12 protein-coding genes and 2 pseudogenes are annotated in these 18,098 nt (G+C 59.1%); 10 read left to right on the top strand and 4 right to left on the bottom strand.

Annotated features, from left to right (window positions below; genetic code table 11):
* From CAK95_RS11615 to CAK95_RS11600, 4 genes and pseudogenes are all read left to right on the top strand, one after another.
* A complete protein-coding gene (locus CAK95_RS11615; protein ID WP_086088064.1) occupies positions 1–1,050 on the top strand; it encodes a sodium:calcium antiporter in 1,050 nt (349 codons plus the stop codon).
* Entirely contained in the window at positions 1,047–3,584 is a 2,538-nt protein-coding gene (gene ctaD, locus CAK95_RS11610) for a cytochrome c oxidase subunit I (protein ID WP_086088063.1), read from the top strand. The genes CAK95_RS11615 and ctaD overlap by 4 nt, the downstream gene beginning before the upstream one ends.
* 494 nt (positions 3,585–4,078) lie before the next feature.
* Positions 4,079–4,627 (top strand): DUF421 domain-containing protein, encoded by a 549-nt coding sequence (locus CAK95_RS11605; RefSeq protein ID WP_245303719.1) that lies wholly within the window; start codon positions 4,079–4,081, stop codon positions 4,625–4,627.
* A gap of 118 nt (positions 4,628–4,745) precedes the next feature.
* A pseudogene (locus tag CAK95_RS11600) lies at positions 4,746–5,482 on the top strand (transposase); the annotation flags it as partial.
* A 646-nt stretch (positions 5,483–6,128) separates the two neighbouring features.
* Here CAK95_RS11600 and CAK95_RS11595 read toward each other — a convergent pair.
* A complete protein-coding gene (locus CAK95_RS11595) occupies positions 6,129–7,106 on the bottom strand; it encodes a sugar-binding transcriptional regulator (protein ID WP_086088061.1) in 978 nt (325 codons plus the stop codon).
* Positions 7,107–7,289: 183 nt separating this feature from the next.
* Here CAK95_RS11595 and phnA point away from each other — a divergent pair, with 183 nt between their 5' ends.
* Genes phnA through CAK95_RS11565 form a run of 6 tightly spaced genes read left to right on the top strand, consistent with a single transcriptional unit; the run spans position 7,290 to position 14,054 of the window.
* Positions 7,290–8,588: a phosphonoacetate hydrolase gene (gene phnA, locus CAK95_RS11590; protein ID WP_086088060.1), complete on the top strand. Its 1,299-nt coding sequence runs from the start codon at positions 7,290–7,292 to the stop codon at positions 8,586–8,588.
* Positions 8,589–8,590: 2 nt separating this feature from the next.
* Entirely contained in the window at positions 8,591–9,880 is a 1,290-nt protein-coding gene (locus tag CAK95_RS11585) for an alkaline phosphatase family protein (RefSeq protein ID WP_086088059.1), read from the top strand.
* A complete protein-coding gene (locus CAK95_RS11580) occupies positions 9,873–10,988 on the top strand; it encodes an ABC transporter ATP-binding protein (RefSeq protein WP_086088058.1) in 1,116 nt (371 codons plus the stop codon). The genes CAK95_RS11585 and CAK95_RS11580 overlap by 8 nt, the downstream gene beginning before the upstream one ends.
* Positions 10,985–11,923 carry a carbohydrate ABC transporter permease gene (locus CAK95_RS11575; RefSeq protein WP_086088057.1) on the top strand — a complete coding sequence of 313 codons (939 nt, stop codon included), beginning with the start codon at positions 10,985–10,987 and terminating at the stop codon, positions 11,921–11,923. The genes CAK95_RS11580 and CAK95_RS11575 overlap by 4 nt, the downstream gene beginning before the upstream one ends.
* Positions 11,923–12,762: a carbohydrate ABC transporter permease gene (locus CAK95_RS11570; protein ID WP_425349706.1), complete on the top strand. Its 840-nt coding sequence runs from the start codon at positions 11,923–11,925 to the stop codon at positions 12,760–12,762. Before CAK95_RS11575 ends, CAK95_RS11570 begins: the two co-directional genes overlap by 1 nt.
* Before the next feature lie 20 nt (positions 12,763–12,782).
* Positions 12,783–14,054 (top strand): ABC transporter substrate-binding protein, encoded by a 1,272-nt coding sequence (locus tag CAK95_RS11565; RefSeq protein WP_086088056.1) that lies wholly within the window; start codon positions 12,783–12,785, stop codon positions 14,052–14,054.
* 488 nt (positions 14,055–14,542) lie between these two features.
* Here the strand turns inward: CAK95_RS11565 and CAK95_RS11560 are convergent.
* The 3 genes and pseudogenes from CAK95_RS11560 to CAK95_RS11550 all read right to left on the bottom strand — a co-directional run.
* Positions 14,543–14,976 (bottom strand): annotated as a pseudogene (locus CAK95_RS11560) (conjugal transfer protein TraG); the annotation flags it as partial.
* Positions 14,977–15,176: 200 nt separating this feature from the next.
* The gene (locus CAK95_RS11555; protein ID WP_086088055.1) at positions 15,177–17,396 is read right to left on the bottom strand and encodes a xanthine dehydrogenase family protein molybdopterin-binding subunit; all 2,220 of its coding nucleotides are present in this window, start codon (positions 17,394–17,396) and stop codon (positions 15,177–15,179) included.
* Between the two features lie 3 nt (positions 17,397–17,399).
* A complete protein-coding gene (locus tag CAK95_RS11550) occupies positions 17,400–17,852 on the bottom strand; it encodes a (2Fe-2S)-binding protein (RefSeq protein WP_086088054.1) in 453 nt (150 codons plus the stop codon).
* Positions 17,853–18,098 lie beyond the last annotated feature (246 nt).

Here is an 18,098-nt window from a genome sequence, read left to right as displayed (position 1 = left end):
ATGATCGATTTCTCGCAGTTTCCCTTAATCATTAATGTCATTATTTTTGTGGTGGCTGCAGCATTTGTGTGGATCGCCGGCGCCAAGATCTCGCGATACGCCGACGCCATCAGCGTCCATACGAACTTTGGGCATGCGCTATTGGGTCTTTTGCTGCTGGGCGGTGTGACCTCTCTTCCCGAATTGGCGGTCAGCGTAAGCGCTGCCGCGTCCGGAAGCGCCGCTCTGGCTGTCAACAACATCCTCGGCGGCGTCACCATGCAGGTCGCGATCCTTGCTGTCGCTGACTTTGCGATCGGTCGCCGCGCGCTGACCTCGGTCGTTCCTGATCCGGTTGTCATTCTGCAGGGCTCGCTCAACGTGCTGTTACTCACCATCGTACCGATCGCGATTCTCGTCGGCGACGTCTCCGTTTTTGGTATTGGCGCATGGACATGGCTCATTCTCGCATTCGCGATCGGCAGTATCTATCTGCTCTCCCGATCGGAGGGACGCCGTCCCTGGCAGGCAAGCAATATCGAACCGAGGACACCGCGCGACGGCGAGGCCAAAAAGCAGACCACGCACGGGCCTCTTTATGAGATTCTCACCAAAACCGTCATCGCAGCGGCGACCATCTTGGCTGCAGGATATGTGATTTCGCGCACAGCGGAGATTATTGCGGAACAGACCGGCCTTGGGCAAAGCTTCGTTGGCGCGGTGCTTGTCGCCATTTCGACCTCCTTGCCCGAAGTCAGTACGGTGCTGTCAGCCGTCCGTCTCGGCCTCTACACGATGGCAATCTCTGACATTCTGGGCACAAACCTCTTCGACGTCGGACTGTTGTTTGCAGTCGACGCGGTGTCATCCGGCGACCCGGTCATGAACCGTGTTGGCAGCTTCTCGGCAGTTGCCGCGCTCCTTGGCATCGCCGTCACCGCTCTTTTCCTGATCGGGCTCACAGAGCGCCGCGACCGCACGATTCTGCGTATGGGGATGGATTCGGCTGCAGTCATCATCGTTTATCTTGGCGGTTTGGCGCTGCTCTATTCCTTGCGGGGTGCGTCATGACGGCAAAATGCTCAGCGCCAGACCTGCCGAACCCGGCGCCGCGACCGGAAGGCGAAGTCGCGGAGCTCAAGCGCATCTGGGCAACTCCGACAGGATTCCGGCAACTGACCGCCGTCAACAACACCGTCGTCGGGCTGATCTATCTCGGGGCCGCCTTTCTTTTCTTTTTGCTTGCCGGCGCCCTCGCGCTGGTCATGCGTGCGCAGCTCGCGATCGGCGACAACCGTCTCGTCACTCAGGAACTCTACAATCAGCTCTTCACGGTCCACGGCACCACGATGATGTTTCTGTTCGCGGTGCCAGCCATAGAAGCACTCGGAGTTCTGCTACTTCCGCAAATGTTGGCGGCGCGCGACCTGCCGTTTCCGAGGCTGAGTGCATTCGCGATCTGGGCCTATATCGTTGGGGGCCTGGTGTTTTTCTCGACCATTTTTTACGACCTTGCGCCGAAGGGCGGCTGGTTCATGTATCCGCCGCTGACGCTCACCGAATATTCTCCGGGCAACAACGCGGATTTCTGGCTTCTCGGCATCGGCTTCATTGAGATATCGGCGATCGCGGGCGCGATCGAAATCGTTGTCGGCATTCTGCGCACCCGTCCGCCGGGGATGTCACTTAACAAGATGCCTGTCTTTGCCTGGACCATGCTGATCTTCGCGGGAATGATCATCTTCGCTTTCCCGGCGGTGATCCTCGCAACGATGTTGCTTGAAATCGAACGCTCATTTGGCTGGCCGTTCTTCACTGCGGCCAAAGGTGGCGATCCTCTCCTGTGGCAGCATCTGTTCTGGTTCTTCGGCCATCCAGAGGTCTACATAATCTTTCTGCCCGCCGCCGGGCTTGTCTCAATGATGATTCCGACTATGGCTCGCACACCGCTGGTCGGATATCACCTTATCGTGGTTGCGCTCATCGCCACCGGTTTCTTCAGCTTCGGGCTGTGGGTACACCACATGTTCACGACTGGCATCCCAGCGCTCAGCATGAGCTTTTTTTCGGCTGCCAGCATGGCGGTTGCGATCCCATCCGGCATTCAGGTCTTTGCGTGGATCGCAACGATAGCCGCCGGCAAAGAGCGCTTTCGGATCAACACACCATCGTTGTTCGTGCTGGGCTTTCTTTTCATCTTCACGCTCGGCGGCCTGACTGGCGTTATGGTCGCGATGGTTCCGTTCGACTTGCAGGTTCACGATACCTACTTTGTCGTTGCTCATTTTCATTATGTGCTCATTGGCGGCATGGTGTTTCCACTTTTCGCGACATTCTACTACTGGACACCAATGGTCAGTCGAAATCCGCTGTCCGAGCGTCTCGGCCACTGGGTCTTCTGGTTGATGTTTATCGGGTTCAATGTCGCCTTCTTCCCGATGCATTTGACCGGCTTGATGGGGATGCCGAGACGGGTTTGGACATATCCGAGCGTGCTCGGTTGGGACCTGCTGAACACAGTGTCAACCGTCGGTGCGTTCATCTTCGCGGCCAGTGTCCTGATCTTTGTGATCGACCTCGTGATCCGGTTCCGGCCTGGTCCTGGCGGCGGAAATCCATGGGGCGCCGGCACGCTCGAATGGCTGCCGAGCGACGTCTATTCGACGCGGAGCATCCCACATGTGACCAGCCGCGAGCCGCTCTGGGATCAGCGCAATCTCGCCGCTGATGTCGAAGCTGGACATTACTACTTGCCGAACGCGCCCACCGGCAACCGTGAGACAATTGTAACGTCGCCGATCGAAGCAGAGCCGGAATATATCATCCAAATGCCTGGACCGAGCTGGACACATTTCGTAGCAGCAGTGTTCACAGCTGCCTTCTTCCTGTTGCTTACCGTCAAGCTGGTCGTGCCAGCACTGTTATGCGGCGCGATTGCCGTTGTCGCCTGCATTGTCTGGGCCTGGTCGCTCGACCCCGGACCAGGACACGGACCGGTCAGCATTAGCAAGGATATTAAGCTTCCGGTCTACGTGACCGGTCCTGCATCGCATTCCTGGTGGGCGATGGTGGTACTAATGCTGGTCGCCGGATCGCTCTTTCTGTCGTATGTCTTTTCGTACTTGTACCTGTGGACGGTATCGTATCAAGACTGGATTGCCGGAGGCATGAAACTGCCCGCAATCAAGTGGCCAGTTATATCAGGGCTGCTGTTATTTCTCGGTATTACTGCCTTTTTCGGCGCTGGCCGCGTGCTTCCACACCCTGGGGGACGCAGCGCCCGCTCCATAATATTGTTGACGATAGGCACCGCCTGCCTCGTCGGAGGAGTTGCGATCGAGGTGATCGCACACTGGTACGCGGGACTGCGGCCGACCGACAACTCCTATGCTGCAATGGTCTATATGGCGAGCGCACTGACCGGCCAGATTGCAGTCGCCGTTCTCGTCATGTCGCTTTTCACTGCGGCACGCTACGCCGCGGGGAAGCTCGACCGCAAACGGCGAGTTACGTTCGACAATACTGCCCTGCTGGCTTTCTACACGGCGTGTCAGGGACTATTCGGGCTTATTTTGGTGCACGGATTTCCGCGTGCGATCGGATAGATATCATGTCTGGAGATGTCCCAGCAACTGAGCACGCTTATACGCAGCCTCTTCTCAGGACATTACTGCTTGTCCTCATCGGGCCGCTGGTCTGGGCCACGCACTTGCTCATCATTTACGGGGCGACGACAATTGTGTGCTCACGCACACTTTCTGAAACTGCCCTACCGGCAATCATCGTCGCCGCCAGCTTTATTGCTCTGACGGTTCTATGTGCAACGGCCATAATGAGCGCGCGTACGCGCGCTCTCAGATCGCAACCCTTCCTTCGACGTGTTTCTCTTACTCTAAGCTTGCTATCTGTCATCGGGATTTTCTGGGCGGGTAGCACTGTCACAATATTGCCTGCCTGTCGGTCGATGCCGTGATCCGGCCGACGCCATTGGATATACCCGCAAGGACACCCAGGTCCATAGGCCGGACCGCGTCACCCTCGATCCGGGTTTCGGAACCACACACCTTGTCATTCGTTAGGCGTCGGTGGATGTTTGCATTTGTATTTTGCTATGGAGACGTTAATCAGCGTCGATTGGTACGAACTGTTCGTGCCAACTCATTCAATCGCGGAGATGATACTTCGCGGGACGTTGATGTATTTGGGCCTATTCTTGATTTTTCGATTTATGGTTGGACGGCAGTCTGCCGCGATCGGGCTCACTGACGTTCTTGTTATCGTTATCATTGCAGACGCCGCGCAGAACGCTTTTGCAAGGGAGTATCGATCCGTCTCGGAAGGCATCGTTCTCGTTCTCACGATTGTTTTTTGGGACTTCGCCCTCGATTGGTTGGGCTACAGGAGCCGCTTCTTCGGCTGGCTAATCAAGCCGGCGCCGCTTCCGCTGGTCCGTGACGGCAAGATGCTATTTAAGAACATGAGGCGAGAGATGATCAGCGCCGACGACCTGCTCAGTCAGGCGCGCCAGCAAGGCATCGCCGATATTGCCGACGTGGAAGCGGCGTGCCTTGAGAGCAACGGGGAGATCAGTTTCATCAAACGCGACAGGTCGAACACCACCAAAGGAAAGCGCCAGGAAGTCACCTAACCAGACACTCAACGCGTAGCGTCTCCATTTACCGCTTTCGCTCGCCTGCTCCCGTTGTCGAAGGTCTGGACTTGCGGGTGTTCAAGCGCCAGATCGATGATCTGGCCTCGCACACCACCCGGAATTGTCTCCGCGTGAGCTGGCCGTGCGCTTCATGGATGAACAGAAGTACTCCGTCTCGGAAGCTTCGGTCTATCGGTTGCTGAAGGCGCATGACTTGATCACCCGTCCGGCCTATGTGGTGATCAAGGCGGCAAATCAGTTCAAGCACAAGACCACTGCCATCAACCAGCTCTGGCAGACCGACTTCACCTACCTCAAGATCACGGGCTGGGGCTGGTATTATCTGTCGACCGTGCTCGACGACTTCTCACGCCACATCGTGGCCTGGAGATTGGGACCGACGATGTGCGCCTCCGACGTCACCGCCACGCTCGACCAGGCACTCGTGACTTCCGGCCTCGACCACGTCACCGTCATGCAGCAACCGCGGCTTCTGAGCGACAACGGATCGAGTTACGGCGCGGACGACTTGGCCGCGTGGCTTAAGAGTAAAGACATGCAGCATGTGCGCGGAGCTCCATATCATCCCCAGACCCAGGGCAGATCGAACGCCGGCACCAGATGCTGAAGAACCGCATCCTGCTCGATAACTACTGCTTGCCCGGTGATCTCGAGCCGCAGATCACTGGCTTCGTCGAGCATTACAACCACGTCCGCTATCACGAGAGCATCGACAACCTCACACCGGCCGACGTTTACTCGGGGGCCAAGACGATCCTCGCAGAACGTCAGCGCATCAAGCGCGAGACAATCGCAAACCGTCGCTTGCAGCATCGAGTGCAAGCCGCTTAACTCCAACCCAGATGAGCCAGAGCCTCCCTTCGTAAAACGCCCGATCAGTCTCAAATTATCTGACGACGGACATTCATCCATGGGAATAGGTCCCTCGCAAGCGGACCGCCAGTGTACCCGGCACTTCCAGTGTACCACAGTGTACCCGGAGAGGCCGGATGCCCACGGACGGTCGCGAACCGCGCCGGGCGTCAATGTATTCTGAAATGACTGATTTTACGAGGGTTCTTGCAGATCGGCGAACGGGCGCGGATGAGAAAGAATGGGGCCGGAGAGGCTGATGGTGCGCCGGTCGGAATAAAACTGCGAACACTGATGTTATTGAAATCACCTTGAAATTTTGAGAGCGCGCTAAGGCGTTTCAAGCCGGAGCACTCGACCGCGGAAGGTTACGTAGTGCGGCGTTGGCATCCCGGCCTTGCACACGCGGCAGGGGAAGTCTCCCCCGAATATGCGGAACATCAAACCGGACAAACGCACGGTCGGGGATACACAAGCCCGCTCGCGGAAGAGCTCAGCGACGACGCCAGGCGAGTTGTATCTCGCCGCCTCCGCCAATCGCTGCCTGACGCGGTATTCTGTGTGAGATCACTATCCCATCACTGTTGCGGGCATGATCCGACGCGCAGTCGGCTTCCGAAATAGGCTAGGCAATGAGTTCGCGTGCAGCACTTTCGTCGGTTATCAGCACATCACACAAACCTGCACGTATGGCCGCGCGTATGATCGCGGTCTTCTGCAGACCTCCGGCGGCCAGTACACGCTCCTTGATCGCGAGCAGGTCCTTGAGCGCCGGATTGACAACCCGCGCTGTGAGCGGGTGCTCGATCACCTGGCCGTCTGCATTAAGATAGTGGCCGCAGATGTCTCCGACGGCTCCCGCATCCAGCAGCGAGCGGCATGTCTCCCTTGAGATCACGCCGTATTCGAGCGCCTTGGATTGCTCCGACAGATCGATGGCGCTGAGCAACGCCAAATCAAGCTTGGGCACCATCGCCAACACGGACCGGACAGGCTCACTGGCAACGAGTGCATCCCGGAGCGCTGGTGTTTCCGCAAACATCGGAGCGGTGACGTAATAGCACGTCGCATCGAGCGCCCGCGCCATCATGGCCGCATTGTCGAAAGGATTGACGTGGGTGCCCTGCGCCAGCCCGCCGCACAAGAGCACCACACGACTTCCATCCCGCGCTCTGCGCTTCACGTTTTGCGCCGCGGCGTTAATCGTGCCACCCCACGTGATGCCCAGCGATCCTGCAGGTGGAAGAGCTTCAGAAACATAGCGCCCCGCCGCCGCTCCAAGAAAAACGCGAACATCGGTTTCGGCCATGGGTGCGGGCACGACGATGGCTCGCCTTAGACCGAAACGCTCGACAAGACCCGCTTCCAGCGCGACGCAGACACCAACTGGATCAGTGATCGTAATTTGGACGAAGCCATTCTCGCGGGCATCGCCAAGAATGCGATTGACCCGTTTGCGCGTGATCTTCAGCCGCTGCGCAATGGCATCCTGGGTCTGCCCTTCCTTGAAATAGTACCAGCAGATGCGGGCGATGAGCGCTGCATCGGCGCTGGCATCTCCGCTCTCGATGTCTGCTGTCGATCCGCCGTTGTTCTGGCTCACGCGAGCCCTCTTTTCTTCCCGTTGATGGATCCGGCTTCGCCGGCTGCCGCTGATCCCATGTCTCACGAATTTCAAACGGGATCAAATGTACCTCTTAAGTCACAAATGTGTCGCATGGCGTTGCTACCTATCCCTGCCAACAGACATCAGAAGCCTCACAACGGAAAACCCACGGATATTCCGATGAGCCGGCCGAACCGGGCGACGTCCGACACATTTTCCCATACTGCCGACCGACCGGCCGTCACCGCCAACGGGCGCACTTATGCGTGGCCGAAACAACCGGCGGTCGTCGTCTGCTTCGACGGATGTGATCCCGCCTATATCGAAGCGGCAAGTGCGGCCGGCGTCATCCCTACCATCGACCGCATGCGGCGCGAGGGTTTTGCCACTTTGGCGCTTGCTGCGATGCCGACCTTCACCAACCCCAACAATGTGTCGATCGTCTGCGGCGTGTCGCCTGCCGTTCACGGCGTTTCCGGCAACTTCTACCTCGATCGTGAAACCGGTGCGGAGATCATGATGGTCGATGCGACGCCGATGCGCGCGCCGACACTCCTTGCGGGGTTCTCGGAAGCTGGCGCGAAAGTTGCCGCGGTCACCGCCAAGGACAAATTGCGCAAGGCCTTGGGTCATGGGCTTGTGAGAGATGGGCTCGAAGGCATCGCCTTTTCGGCTGAAAAAGCCGACGAGGCGAGCGAGGCCGAGAACGGCGTTGCCGAGATCGAAGCGCTCGTGGGGCGCCGTGCGCCGGACCAATATTCCGCCGACCTCTCCCTGTTCGTCCTCGATGCCGGAATCCGCCTGCTTGAGACACAACGGCCGGAACTGACCTATCTTTCGCTGTCCGACTACGTGCAGCACAAGCACGCACCGCATGCGCCGGAAGCACTAGAATTCATGCGTGAGGTGGACCAGCGACTGGCACAGATCCTTTCGCTTGGCGCGCGCCTCGGAATCGTTGCCGACCACGGCATGAGCGATATGTCGGTTGCGGACGGCGCGCCCAACGTCATCTATCTCAGCGATCTGCTGGACGCCGCGTTCGGCCCCGGCACGACGCGCGTTATTTGCCCGATTACCGATCCCTTCGTTCGCCATCACGGTGCACTCGGGGGCTTTGTCCGTGTCCACCTTCAACGGCCCGGGCTGTCCCACTCCGAGGTGATCGATGTCATTCGGCAGACACCCGGTGTGGCCATGGCCTCACCACGTGAGGAGGCATGCCTGCGTTTCGACCTTCCGGCCGATCGCGAGGGAGATATCGCCGTGGTGGCGAGGAAGGGTGTCGCTTTGGGCGCCCATGCGCGCGACCACGACTTGTCGCAGCTTTCCGGCGAACGCTTGCGTTCCCATGGCGGCCTCGAGGAACAGGTCGTCCCGTTCATTCTCTCGCATCCGCTGAAAGACAACGTCCCCGTGCCGTTACAGCTTCGCAACTACGACGTCTTCTCCGTTTTGCTGAACGATGTGGCGACGTGAACATGCATCGCGCCATCCTCGTCATTCTCGACGGCCTGCGACGTGATCTCATCTCAACCGAGACCACCCCGCATCTTGCGGCATTCGCCAGACAGTCAGAGCAGTTTGCCAATTACCGCACAATCTTCCCCTCCTGCACGCGCGTCGTCTCGGCCAGCCTCACCACCGGCTGCTATCCCGCTCGCCACGGGTTGCAAGGCAACACAATGGCGCTCCTGAAAGACGGTCACCTCGTGCGGCACGATGCCGGCCATCCCGACTTCCTTCAGCATAAGCGCCGGGTGACCGGCCGTTCGCTCCACGTTCCGACACTGGCTGAACGGGTCAAGGATAGCGGTGGCGCCATCGTCTTTAATAATGTGTCGCCCGGCGCAGCGTATGCCCACGATCCCGATGGGTATGGTCACGTCTATCACCGCGCCGGATCGTTTGGTCCCGGCCGCATTCCCGTCCCCGAGAAAAAGCAGCTTCGCGTCACGCTTGATGAAGCGGGCGAGCGGGCAATGACCCAGCGCTTCATCGACGAGGCAGTGCTCACGCGTTCGAACGTGCCCGCCCTGGCGATCCTCTGGCTCGGGGAGCCTGATGCAACCCAACACGCAAAACCCCTCGGCTCACCTGATCACATCGCCGTTCTCCAACAGGCGGATCGTAATGCCGGACGCGTTATGGACGCGGTGGCCACTCTTCCGGAAAGCGAGAAGGTCCTTTTTCTGGTTGGGTCGGACCACGGCCATCAGACCGTCGAGGGTGTGATCGACATCGAGGCTGAACTTATCGCTGCCGGCCTGAAAGACAGCCTCGACTCAGGTGATGTCATTGTCGCCTCCAACGGCACGTCGGCGCTCATCTACCTGCATCCCGATCTCTCCGCGCGCGAATCTTTGATCTCGGAGTTCCTGGCCAGCTGCGATTGGGCCGAGACCGTTATCAGCAGGAATGATCTGCCGTCGATCGGACAAGCTTCGGAGCATGGTTTGATTTTCGCGCTTTCGATGCGCTCAAGCAATGCTCCGAACTGCTTCGGCATAGCTGGCACGAGTCTTACCGCACAGCGCGCTGGCGATAAGGCCGACGTTATCGGGGCGGGTCAGCACGGCGGACTTGGCGCAAGCGAACAGGCGCCATTCCTTATGATTGCCGGACAAGGCTTCGGTACGGATGCGGTCAGATCCGATCCCGCCTGCGTCGTCGATATCGCACCGACAATCCTCACTCATCTTGGACTCCCGATTTCAGGCATGGATGGGCGTCCGCTTCAGATGCCGTTGATGGGAAGCAGCCATGGCTGAACTCGAACTGCGCGCCATCGAAAAGAGCTACGGTGAACACGCAGTCGTCAATCGCGTTTCGCTGAATATTCATGACGGCGAATTCCTTACGCTTGTCGGCCCCTCCGGCTGCGGGAAATCAACACTGTTGCGCATCATTGCCGGGCTGGAAGCTCAGGATAGTGGTGAAGTTCGCATGGGCGGAAATTGCGTGGACGATGAACGTCCTAAGGAACGGGACATCGCGATGGTGTTCCAGACTTACGCGCTCTACCCTCACCTCACCGTCTTCGACAATATCGCTCTTCCGTTACGCGCCCGGCGTCTGAACTTTGTTGAGAGGCTGCCCTTGCTCGGCTATGCCTTCCCACGTCGACGCCGCCTGGAGCAGGCAATCCGCACCGAAGTCCAAGAGGCTGCTGCCATGCTCGACTTGGCGCATTTGCTCCATCGTAAGCCGGGCCAGCTCTCCGGCGGACAGCGTCAGCGGGTTGCGCTCGGCCGCGCGATGGTGCGGCATCCTGCCGTTTTTCTCATGGACGAACCACTCTCCAATCTCGATGCCAAGCTGCGGGTTCAGATGCGCACCGAGATCACGGCGCTGCATCGCCGTCTGGGTGTCACGTTCGTTTATGTCACCCACGATCAATCCGAAGCGATGACAATGTCGGACCGGATTGCCGTGATGTTGGGAGGAGAACTGCTGCAGGTCGCGCCGCCCGAAGTGCTCTATCGCGATCCGCAGGATTTACGTGTCGCCGAGATGATCGGCAGTCCGAAGATCAACGTCGTCTCTTGCACATCCTGGATCGCGCTCGGTGGTGGGCTGCCTGCGGGCATGCATGAGAAAGCGACACAGATAGCCTTCCGTCCTGAGGACCCAAAAATCGCTGCTCCCAGCCATGGTGCAGTCCGTGGGGTCGTTGCGAGCATCGAGAATCTCGGCTCGGACATCTTTCTGAATGTGACGCTCGCGAATGATGCGGGATCGATCGTGATACGTACACGTCCCGACGCACCACGTTTCGAACCGAGCCGTTCTGTCGGCCTATCGGTTGACCCAGCCCGCCTCATGCAATTCGACAGCCTGGGGCGGCGCCTCAACGGCATTGAGCGAGCGGCGGCATGAGCGTGACAGCCCTCGATGAGAACCGCCCTGTCAGGCCCCCTGCAAGAGAAAGCGCCGCAACGAGATCGAGCGAAGCCAAGGTCGGCTGGTTCACTGTATCGCCTGCGCTGGCACTCTTGATCGGTCTTCTATTCGGCCCGGCTGCCGCCGTCGTATTGTTCTCTCTAACAGACTGGCAACTGGGAAGTACCAGCTTTCAATTTATAGGCTTCACGAATTTCACGGCGCTGTTCGATGATCCGACCTTCTGGAAGGCTCTGGGCAACACGCTTCTCTATGTCGCGCTCGTCGTACCCGGCACGGTGTTTCTCGGCCTCGTCGTGGCCTTGGTGATTGAGGCCAGTCCAAGCCTGCGCGGCTTCTACCGCGCCATGCATTTCCTCCCAGTGATGTCCACCATGTCGGCCATGGCGATCGTCTGGGGCACCATGCTCCACCCGACGATCGGTCTCGTGAACCGCGCCCTGGCCGCGGTCGGCATCACAGGGATGAACTGGCTACGGGACGAGAGCACGGCCCTCATCGCCCTCGCCGTGATCGGCATATGGCAGGGCTTCGGCTTCGCCATGGTGCTATTCGTCTCCGGGCTCAAGTCCATACCGCAGCAGCTCTATGACGCGGCCGCTATCGACGGGGCCGACGGCATCCTGGACCGCCTGTGCATCGTAACCCTGCCCATGCTCGGGCCAGTCATCATGTTCATCGTCATCCTTACGGCGAGCCGCGCCTTCGAAGTGTTCGACAGCGTTCGCGTGCTGACCCAAGGCGGGCCGAATTATGCCTCCGAAGTGCTGCTGCACCGGCTCTACACCGAGAGCTTCGATTTCCTGCGCACTGGCTACGGAGCAGCGTTGACCGTCTTCTATCTCGCTATTGTCGTCGCGCTTACGCTAACGCAAGCCAAACTCCTCGAGCGGCGGGTCCACTACGCGTGATTGCGCATTCCACCCCCCGCCGATTGGCAGGCCGCCTCGCACGGCATGTCCTTCTCGTTGGCACGGCGGCATTCGCGCTGCTGCCTTTCATTTGGATGGTAAGCCTGTCGCTCAAGCCACCGGATGAGATTTTCCAAGCCGAATTCCGCCTCTGGCCGACCACCTTCGCCGGCATCGAGAATTATGGCGTTGCGCTCACTGCAGCACCGATGTTCCGCTTTCTGCTGAACGGCCTCATCATCTGCACGGCGATCTTTACTTTACAGCTTCTGGTCTGCGTTCCCTGCGCCTATGCCTTGGCGAAACTGCGCTTTCATGGCCGCGACACGCTGTTCTCGGCTGTGCTGGTGGGTTTGCTGGTGCCGCCACAAGCGCTCGCGATTCCGCATTTCGTTATGCTGTATGTATTCGGACTTCTGGATACTTATGCAGCGCTGATTCTGCCCTGGGTAATCTCCGCTTTTGGCATCTTCCTGCTGCGGCAATTCTTCCGCTCCATCCCCGACGACCTCATCCACGCCGCGCGGCTCGACGGGCTCGGCGAGTTCGAAATCATCTGGCGCATTATGATCCCAATGAGCGCACCAGCACTGGCCGCCTTTGGCATCTTCTCCGTCGTGGCGCACTGGAATGATCTGTTCTGGCCGCTGATCGCAGTACGCAGCGAGGAAATATCCACGCCGGCGCTCGGCATCCTGCTCTTTCGCGACGATGAAGCTGGGCAATTCCTAGGCCCGCTCATGGCCGGCGCGGTGATCATCGTCACGCCACTCCTCCTCGGCTTCCTGTTCGCGCAACGCCGCTTCATCGACGGCCTCGCCGTCACGATCACAAAGTAACCCCAACTGGAGATCCCCACATGTTCAACCGGATGACCGTCGCAGGCGCCGCCGTGTTCCTGGCGATAAGCGCGAATTCCGCTCGGGCGGAGATCACGCTGGATGTGCTCTACACCACGCCCGGCACCTTCAATGCACTGCATCAGGAACTGGCAAAGCGTTTCACCGAGGCGCATCCCGATATCAAGGTGAAGTTCCGCAATCCGGTGGCGGGTTACGAAGAAGCGGCGCAGCAGATCCTGCGCGACCAGATCACAGGCCGCCTCCCGGACGTGGCGTTCAACGGCATCAACCAGATCGGGCTGTTCGTGGACCGAGGGCTTGGGACGCCGCTGGATGCGTTCGCCGCGCAAGATGGAGGCCTTGCCACACTGGGTTATTATCCCACGCTCGCAACGCTCGGGACATGGAAGAGTAAACTCTATGGCCTCCCCTTCGCCGTTTCCACCCCGGTGCTTTACGTGAACACCGACCTCCTTACAAAAGCGGGCATCGATGTCGCGGCGCTGCCCAAGAGCTGGCCCGAACTTCTCGCGGCAGGCAAGGCGATTGAGGCGAACGCCGGCACATCGGTCACCGGCGTCTACTATCAGTGGGAGCAGACTGGGAATTGGCTGTTCCAGTCACTGGTTACAAGCAGAGGCGGACGCATCCTGAAGGCAGATGGCTGCAGCGTCGCCTTTGACGACGACAAGGGCATGTGGGCGCTGAAGACGCTGGAAGCCTTCGGCAAGTCGGGCATGCCCAACCTCGCGCTCGGCCAGGCGCGGCAGTCCTTCGTTGCGGGCAAAATCGGGATCCTCGCGGATTCGACGTCCTATGTGGCCGCGGCAGAGCGCCAGATCGCTGGCAAGTTTTCCTTTAAGACGATCGTCTTCCCCCTCGCTGCGACCGACGGCAAACTGCCAGCGGGTGGAAACGTGGCGATGGTGTTCGCAAAAGATGCCGAGCGTCAGAGGGCGGCCTGGGAATATGTGAAATTCGTTACCGGCCCAGTCGGCCAGACCCTAATGGTCAATTATACGGGCTATATGCCAGGCAACGAGATCGCGGTGAAGAAGCCAGAAATGCTTGGCGACTTCTATGGCAAGAACCAGAACCACACGACCAGCATCCAGCAGTTGCCGGTTCTCACCGAATGGACCTCGTTCCCCGGCGATAACTCCCTGAAAATCATCGAGGTGGTCAAGAACTACACCGAGAGCCTCGTGACCGGCAAGCGGGCGGCGGAACAGACCCTGCCTGCTCTGGTCCGCGATGTAACAACTCTGCTGCCGAAGTGCGGCGGCTGAGGTGCCCTACATTCCCGCGCGATAAATCAAATAAGCACAACAGCCTCTCAGCATTTAGGCGTTGTCGTCGGCTGTTGGGCGTAAGGCTCTCTTGACTGTATCGCTCGACGGATCGCCTCTGTCGTCGTGCGCGAAGCCCCATGATCTGCAGCACGACCGGCAGGCCATCGTTGGTGAAGCCGCAGGGTAAGGTCAGAGCCGAGCACGAGGTTAGTGTGATGACAAGTTAGCCGCAACCGGGCGAAGTAATCGTCGAATTCCACGCCACCGATGCCTATGTTGTGATGCTTGTGACAGCGATCCGTCGATAGAGCACGTGAGCTCGATTCCGATGATGGCGCGAGTGGTGTCGGCGGTGATGATAGCAATGTGGGTCAAAAATCTGGTCTCTCGAAGAGAGAGTGCGATCTGCTGTCGTCTACCGGACAAGACAACGCGCCCGGCGTCGCTTGTATGCTTTACAATGACTCAACGGCCTCGCGAATACCGAGATAGGCGTTGCGACGCGTCGTCGTGTGGAGGTCCTCGGTGAACCGACGGTCGATCTGGTTGAGGATCGGCGGATCAACGGCTTGGTGCGGCTGAGGTCAGAAAGCGGAACGACGAGATCGAGCGCTGTCGGACTTGTTAAGCAACTCTCTCGCGGCGGAAGCGACGACGGGGTGCGGTCCCTCCTTGCCAAGGTGCGGCGTGGTCATCATCGCGACCAGCGTGGTCTCGATGGGACGCTTAGGATCAGACAGAAAGGACGCTACACCGGCAGCGTGACTGGTCTTCTCCCAATGATCCGTCTCTCCAACGATCCTTCCGGATCGACCAGCACGTCGGCCACGTTCTGCACGTCGCGCACTTCCCACTGACCGCGACGGACTTCGAGCAGCGGATTGTAGGCGGCGCTCTTCGCGTTGGTCGGGACGAGAAGAGCGGTAGCGGTTGCAACCGAGCGGGCAAGCCCTGATGACCCGCGCTAATGAGTTCCTGAACAACGGCTTAGCCGACGAAGCCTGTAGCTCCGGTGACGAAGATGCGCACTACGACTTTCCCCCTATATTTGAATTTATGCACCGTGACTGCGCCCGCAGCCGCGATGGCAGCAATAAGACAAAGAGCAAGCTTTGGAATTCAGGCGTTGAGCGCCGCTTTCACCCGCTCCGGCAGGAATGGATAGTGCCGAAGCCGCACGCCGCCGGTGAGCCGCGCTACCGCGTTGGCAATCGCGGGCCCGGTCGGCGGAAGGCCAGCTTGGCCAATGCCCCCAATCGGATTATCAGATGACGGAATCACGGTGACCTTGATGTCAGGCGCCTCGGACATGCGGATTACTCGATACGTGTCGAAGTTCGATTCCTGCACTTCGCCATTGACGATATTGATCTGCTCGAACAGCGCATGGCTTGCACCGTTTGTGATCCCGGTGATCATCATCGATTCGATGTTGAGCGGTTGGACTGCAATTCCTGCGTCCACAGCGCACCACACGGTGTGCACGCGGATCTCGCCGCTTTGCCGGTTGAGCGACACCTCGGCGATTTGTGCGCAATGGGAGCCGAAGGCATCGGAATAGGCGAGGCCGAGCGCACGTCCATCGCGTTTGCGGTTCCACTCCGCCATTTGGGCGACAGTCTCGATGACCTTGCGCGCGCGTGGCTGATCTTTCAGGAGCTGCAACCGGAGTGCCAAAGGGTCGACGTTCTTGGCGGTCGCGATTTCGTCGATCACGCATTCGATGGCGAACCTAGTGTAACCAACCCCGACCGCGAACCAGAAGCCGACGTCGCGGCCATTATCCTGGCGGATGTAGTCGATCTGATGTGCCGGCACGGCATAGTTGAAACGCGCGCCCTCGGTCACGACATCGTCGTGGCCTTTCTCCTTCTCAAACAATTTGGGCATCGTGCGGGCGAAAACGGAATCTGCCACGATGCGGTGACGCCAACCGACGATGTTGCCATTGGCATCGAGTCCGACTTGCACATGTTGCGCCTCGAGCGGCCGGTACTTGTCGTGCTGGACGTCGTCTTCGCGGCTCCAGATGACCTTGACTGGGCGGCCCTTCACCTGCTTGGCCAGCGACACGGCATCAATGATGAAGTCGTCCTCAGCCTTGCGTCCGAAACCGCCGCCAAGCAGCGTCGTGTTCACCTTGACCTTATCAGGGGTAGTGCCGGCCACCTTCGCGGCAAAGCCCTGCGTGCCCGTTGGTCCCTGTGTCGGAGCCCACACTTCCACGGTTTCGCCTGTCACGAGTGCCGTGGCATTCATGGGCTCCATCGTTGCGTGGTAGACATGATCGCTCATGTAATCGGCTGAGATGACCGTGGTGGCCTTCGAGATTGCGGCCAGTGCATCACCTTCCGCGAAAGCATTGACGCCAATTTTGGTGAGATCGCGGCCAATGCTGCGGTATTGTTCCAGCAGACGATCGCTCGTGTAGTTGCGGATCCGCGACGAATTGCTCCAGGTGACTTTGAGCAATTCCTTGGCCTTCTTTGTCGCCTCTACCGTTTCGCCGATAATACCCACGCCATAAGGCAGCACAACAATGTGCGTGATACCATTTATGGCCCTGGCCGCGGCATCGTCGATCACCTCCGGCCTCTCGCCTTGTACCGGCGCACGCAGCACGGCTCCGTACAGCATATTCGGCAGTTGCACGTCGATGCCGAATATCGCACTGCCGTCGACCTTGGAAGGCACGTCGATGCGAGGCACGCTCGACTTGCCAATATAGCGACATTGGGCCAACGGCTTCAGATCGGCCTTCGTCGCCTGCGGCAGCGGGTCTGGGAGTTTTCCTAACCTTGCGACATCACCGTAGCTGAGCGAGCGGCCCGATCTTCTATGCACAACCTTGTTGGGCTCGGTTGCGAGCTCCCTCACGGGAACCTTCAGCATGCCGGCTGCGCTCGCCAGAATGATCTTACGAGTCTGCGCGCCGACGAGACGCAGCAGCTCGTAATAGCCGCGCGTGGATTCGCTACCGCCGGTGAGCTGTATGCCGTAGAAGCCCGGGTTTCCGTATTTCTTCGCGTCGGACGGAGCCTGGACGATGCGAACTTTGTCCCAATCGGCGTCCATATCTTCAGCAATGAGCAGCGGCAGCGTTGTCATGATGCCCTGGCCCATCTCGGATGCGGGCGAGATGATGCTTACCTTATCGTCGGCTGCAATATTCACCCATGCATTCGGCTGGAAATCGCCCTCGATCGCCGGCGCCACAATAGCCCCGAAAGCACGATCGGACAGACTGCCGAACGCGACCGCGACACTGGTCCCTCCGAGTGTGACGAGAAAGCTGCGCCGTGAGAGTGTGCCGGTACTTAGCTGCAGTGTTCTCGTCATCGTTCAAGCCTCCCGCGCGGCGCGTTCGATGGCGCTGATAATTCGCACATAGGTCCCACAGCGGCAGATGTTGCCATCCATGTGTTCGATGATCTGTTCGCGCGTGGGTTTGGGATTGTCTTTGAGAAGTGCCGCCGCTTGCATGATCTGACCGGACTGACAATAGCCGCATTGCGGCACCTGCTCGGCGATCCAGGCTTTCTGCAGTGGATGACTGGCGTTCGGAGATAGACCTTCGATCGTTGTTACGGTTTTACCCGCGACGTCCTGGAGTTGGGTCTGGCAAGACCGTGTCGGTTCGCCATCAACGTGAACGGTGCAGGCGCCACATTGCGCGATGCCGCAGCCGAATTTGGTGCCGGTGAGTTTCAGATGCTCCCGAACTACCCAGAGAAGCGGTGTATCGGGCTCGGCGGCGACATTCACTGCCTGCCTATTGATCGTAAACATTGTCATGAATGTTTCTCCATCCGCTTAGCAGCGGCTTGTTGGCTGCTCGCGCGGTCAACCGGCGAACCACACCTAAAATTGTCGCGATCATGGTCAGATGCGTGCATGACACGCGGGATCACCTCTACGAGATGCTCCCAAATTAGAAGCCCGAAGAAATACGAGCTATGCTGCAAAGTCCGTATTTTCTTCGCAATCGTCCGGATACATGGCCGGATATATGGACTGTCCGAACGATTGCGGAAATAAAGG

The organism is Pseudorhodoplanes sinuspersici, from assembly GCF_002119765.1.
GTDB lineage: Bacteria > Pseudomonadota > Alphaproteobacteria > Rhizobiales > Xanthobacteraceae > Pseudorhodoplanes > Pseudorhodoplanes sinuspersici.
Note: the sequence above shows the minus strand (reverse complement) of the source record. Positions and strands in the feature narration are given on the sequence as shown.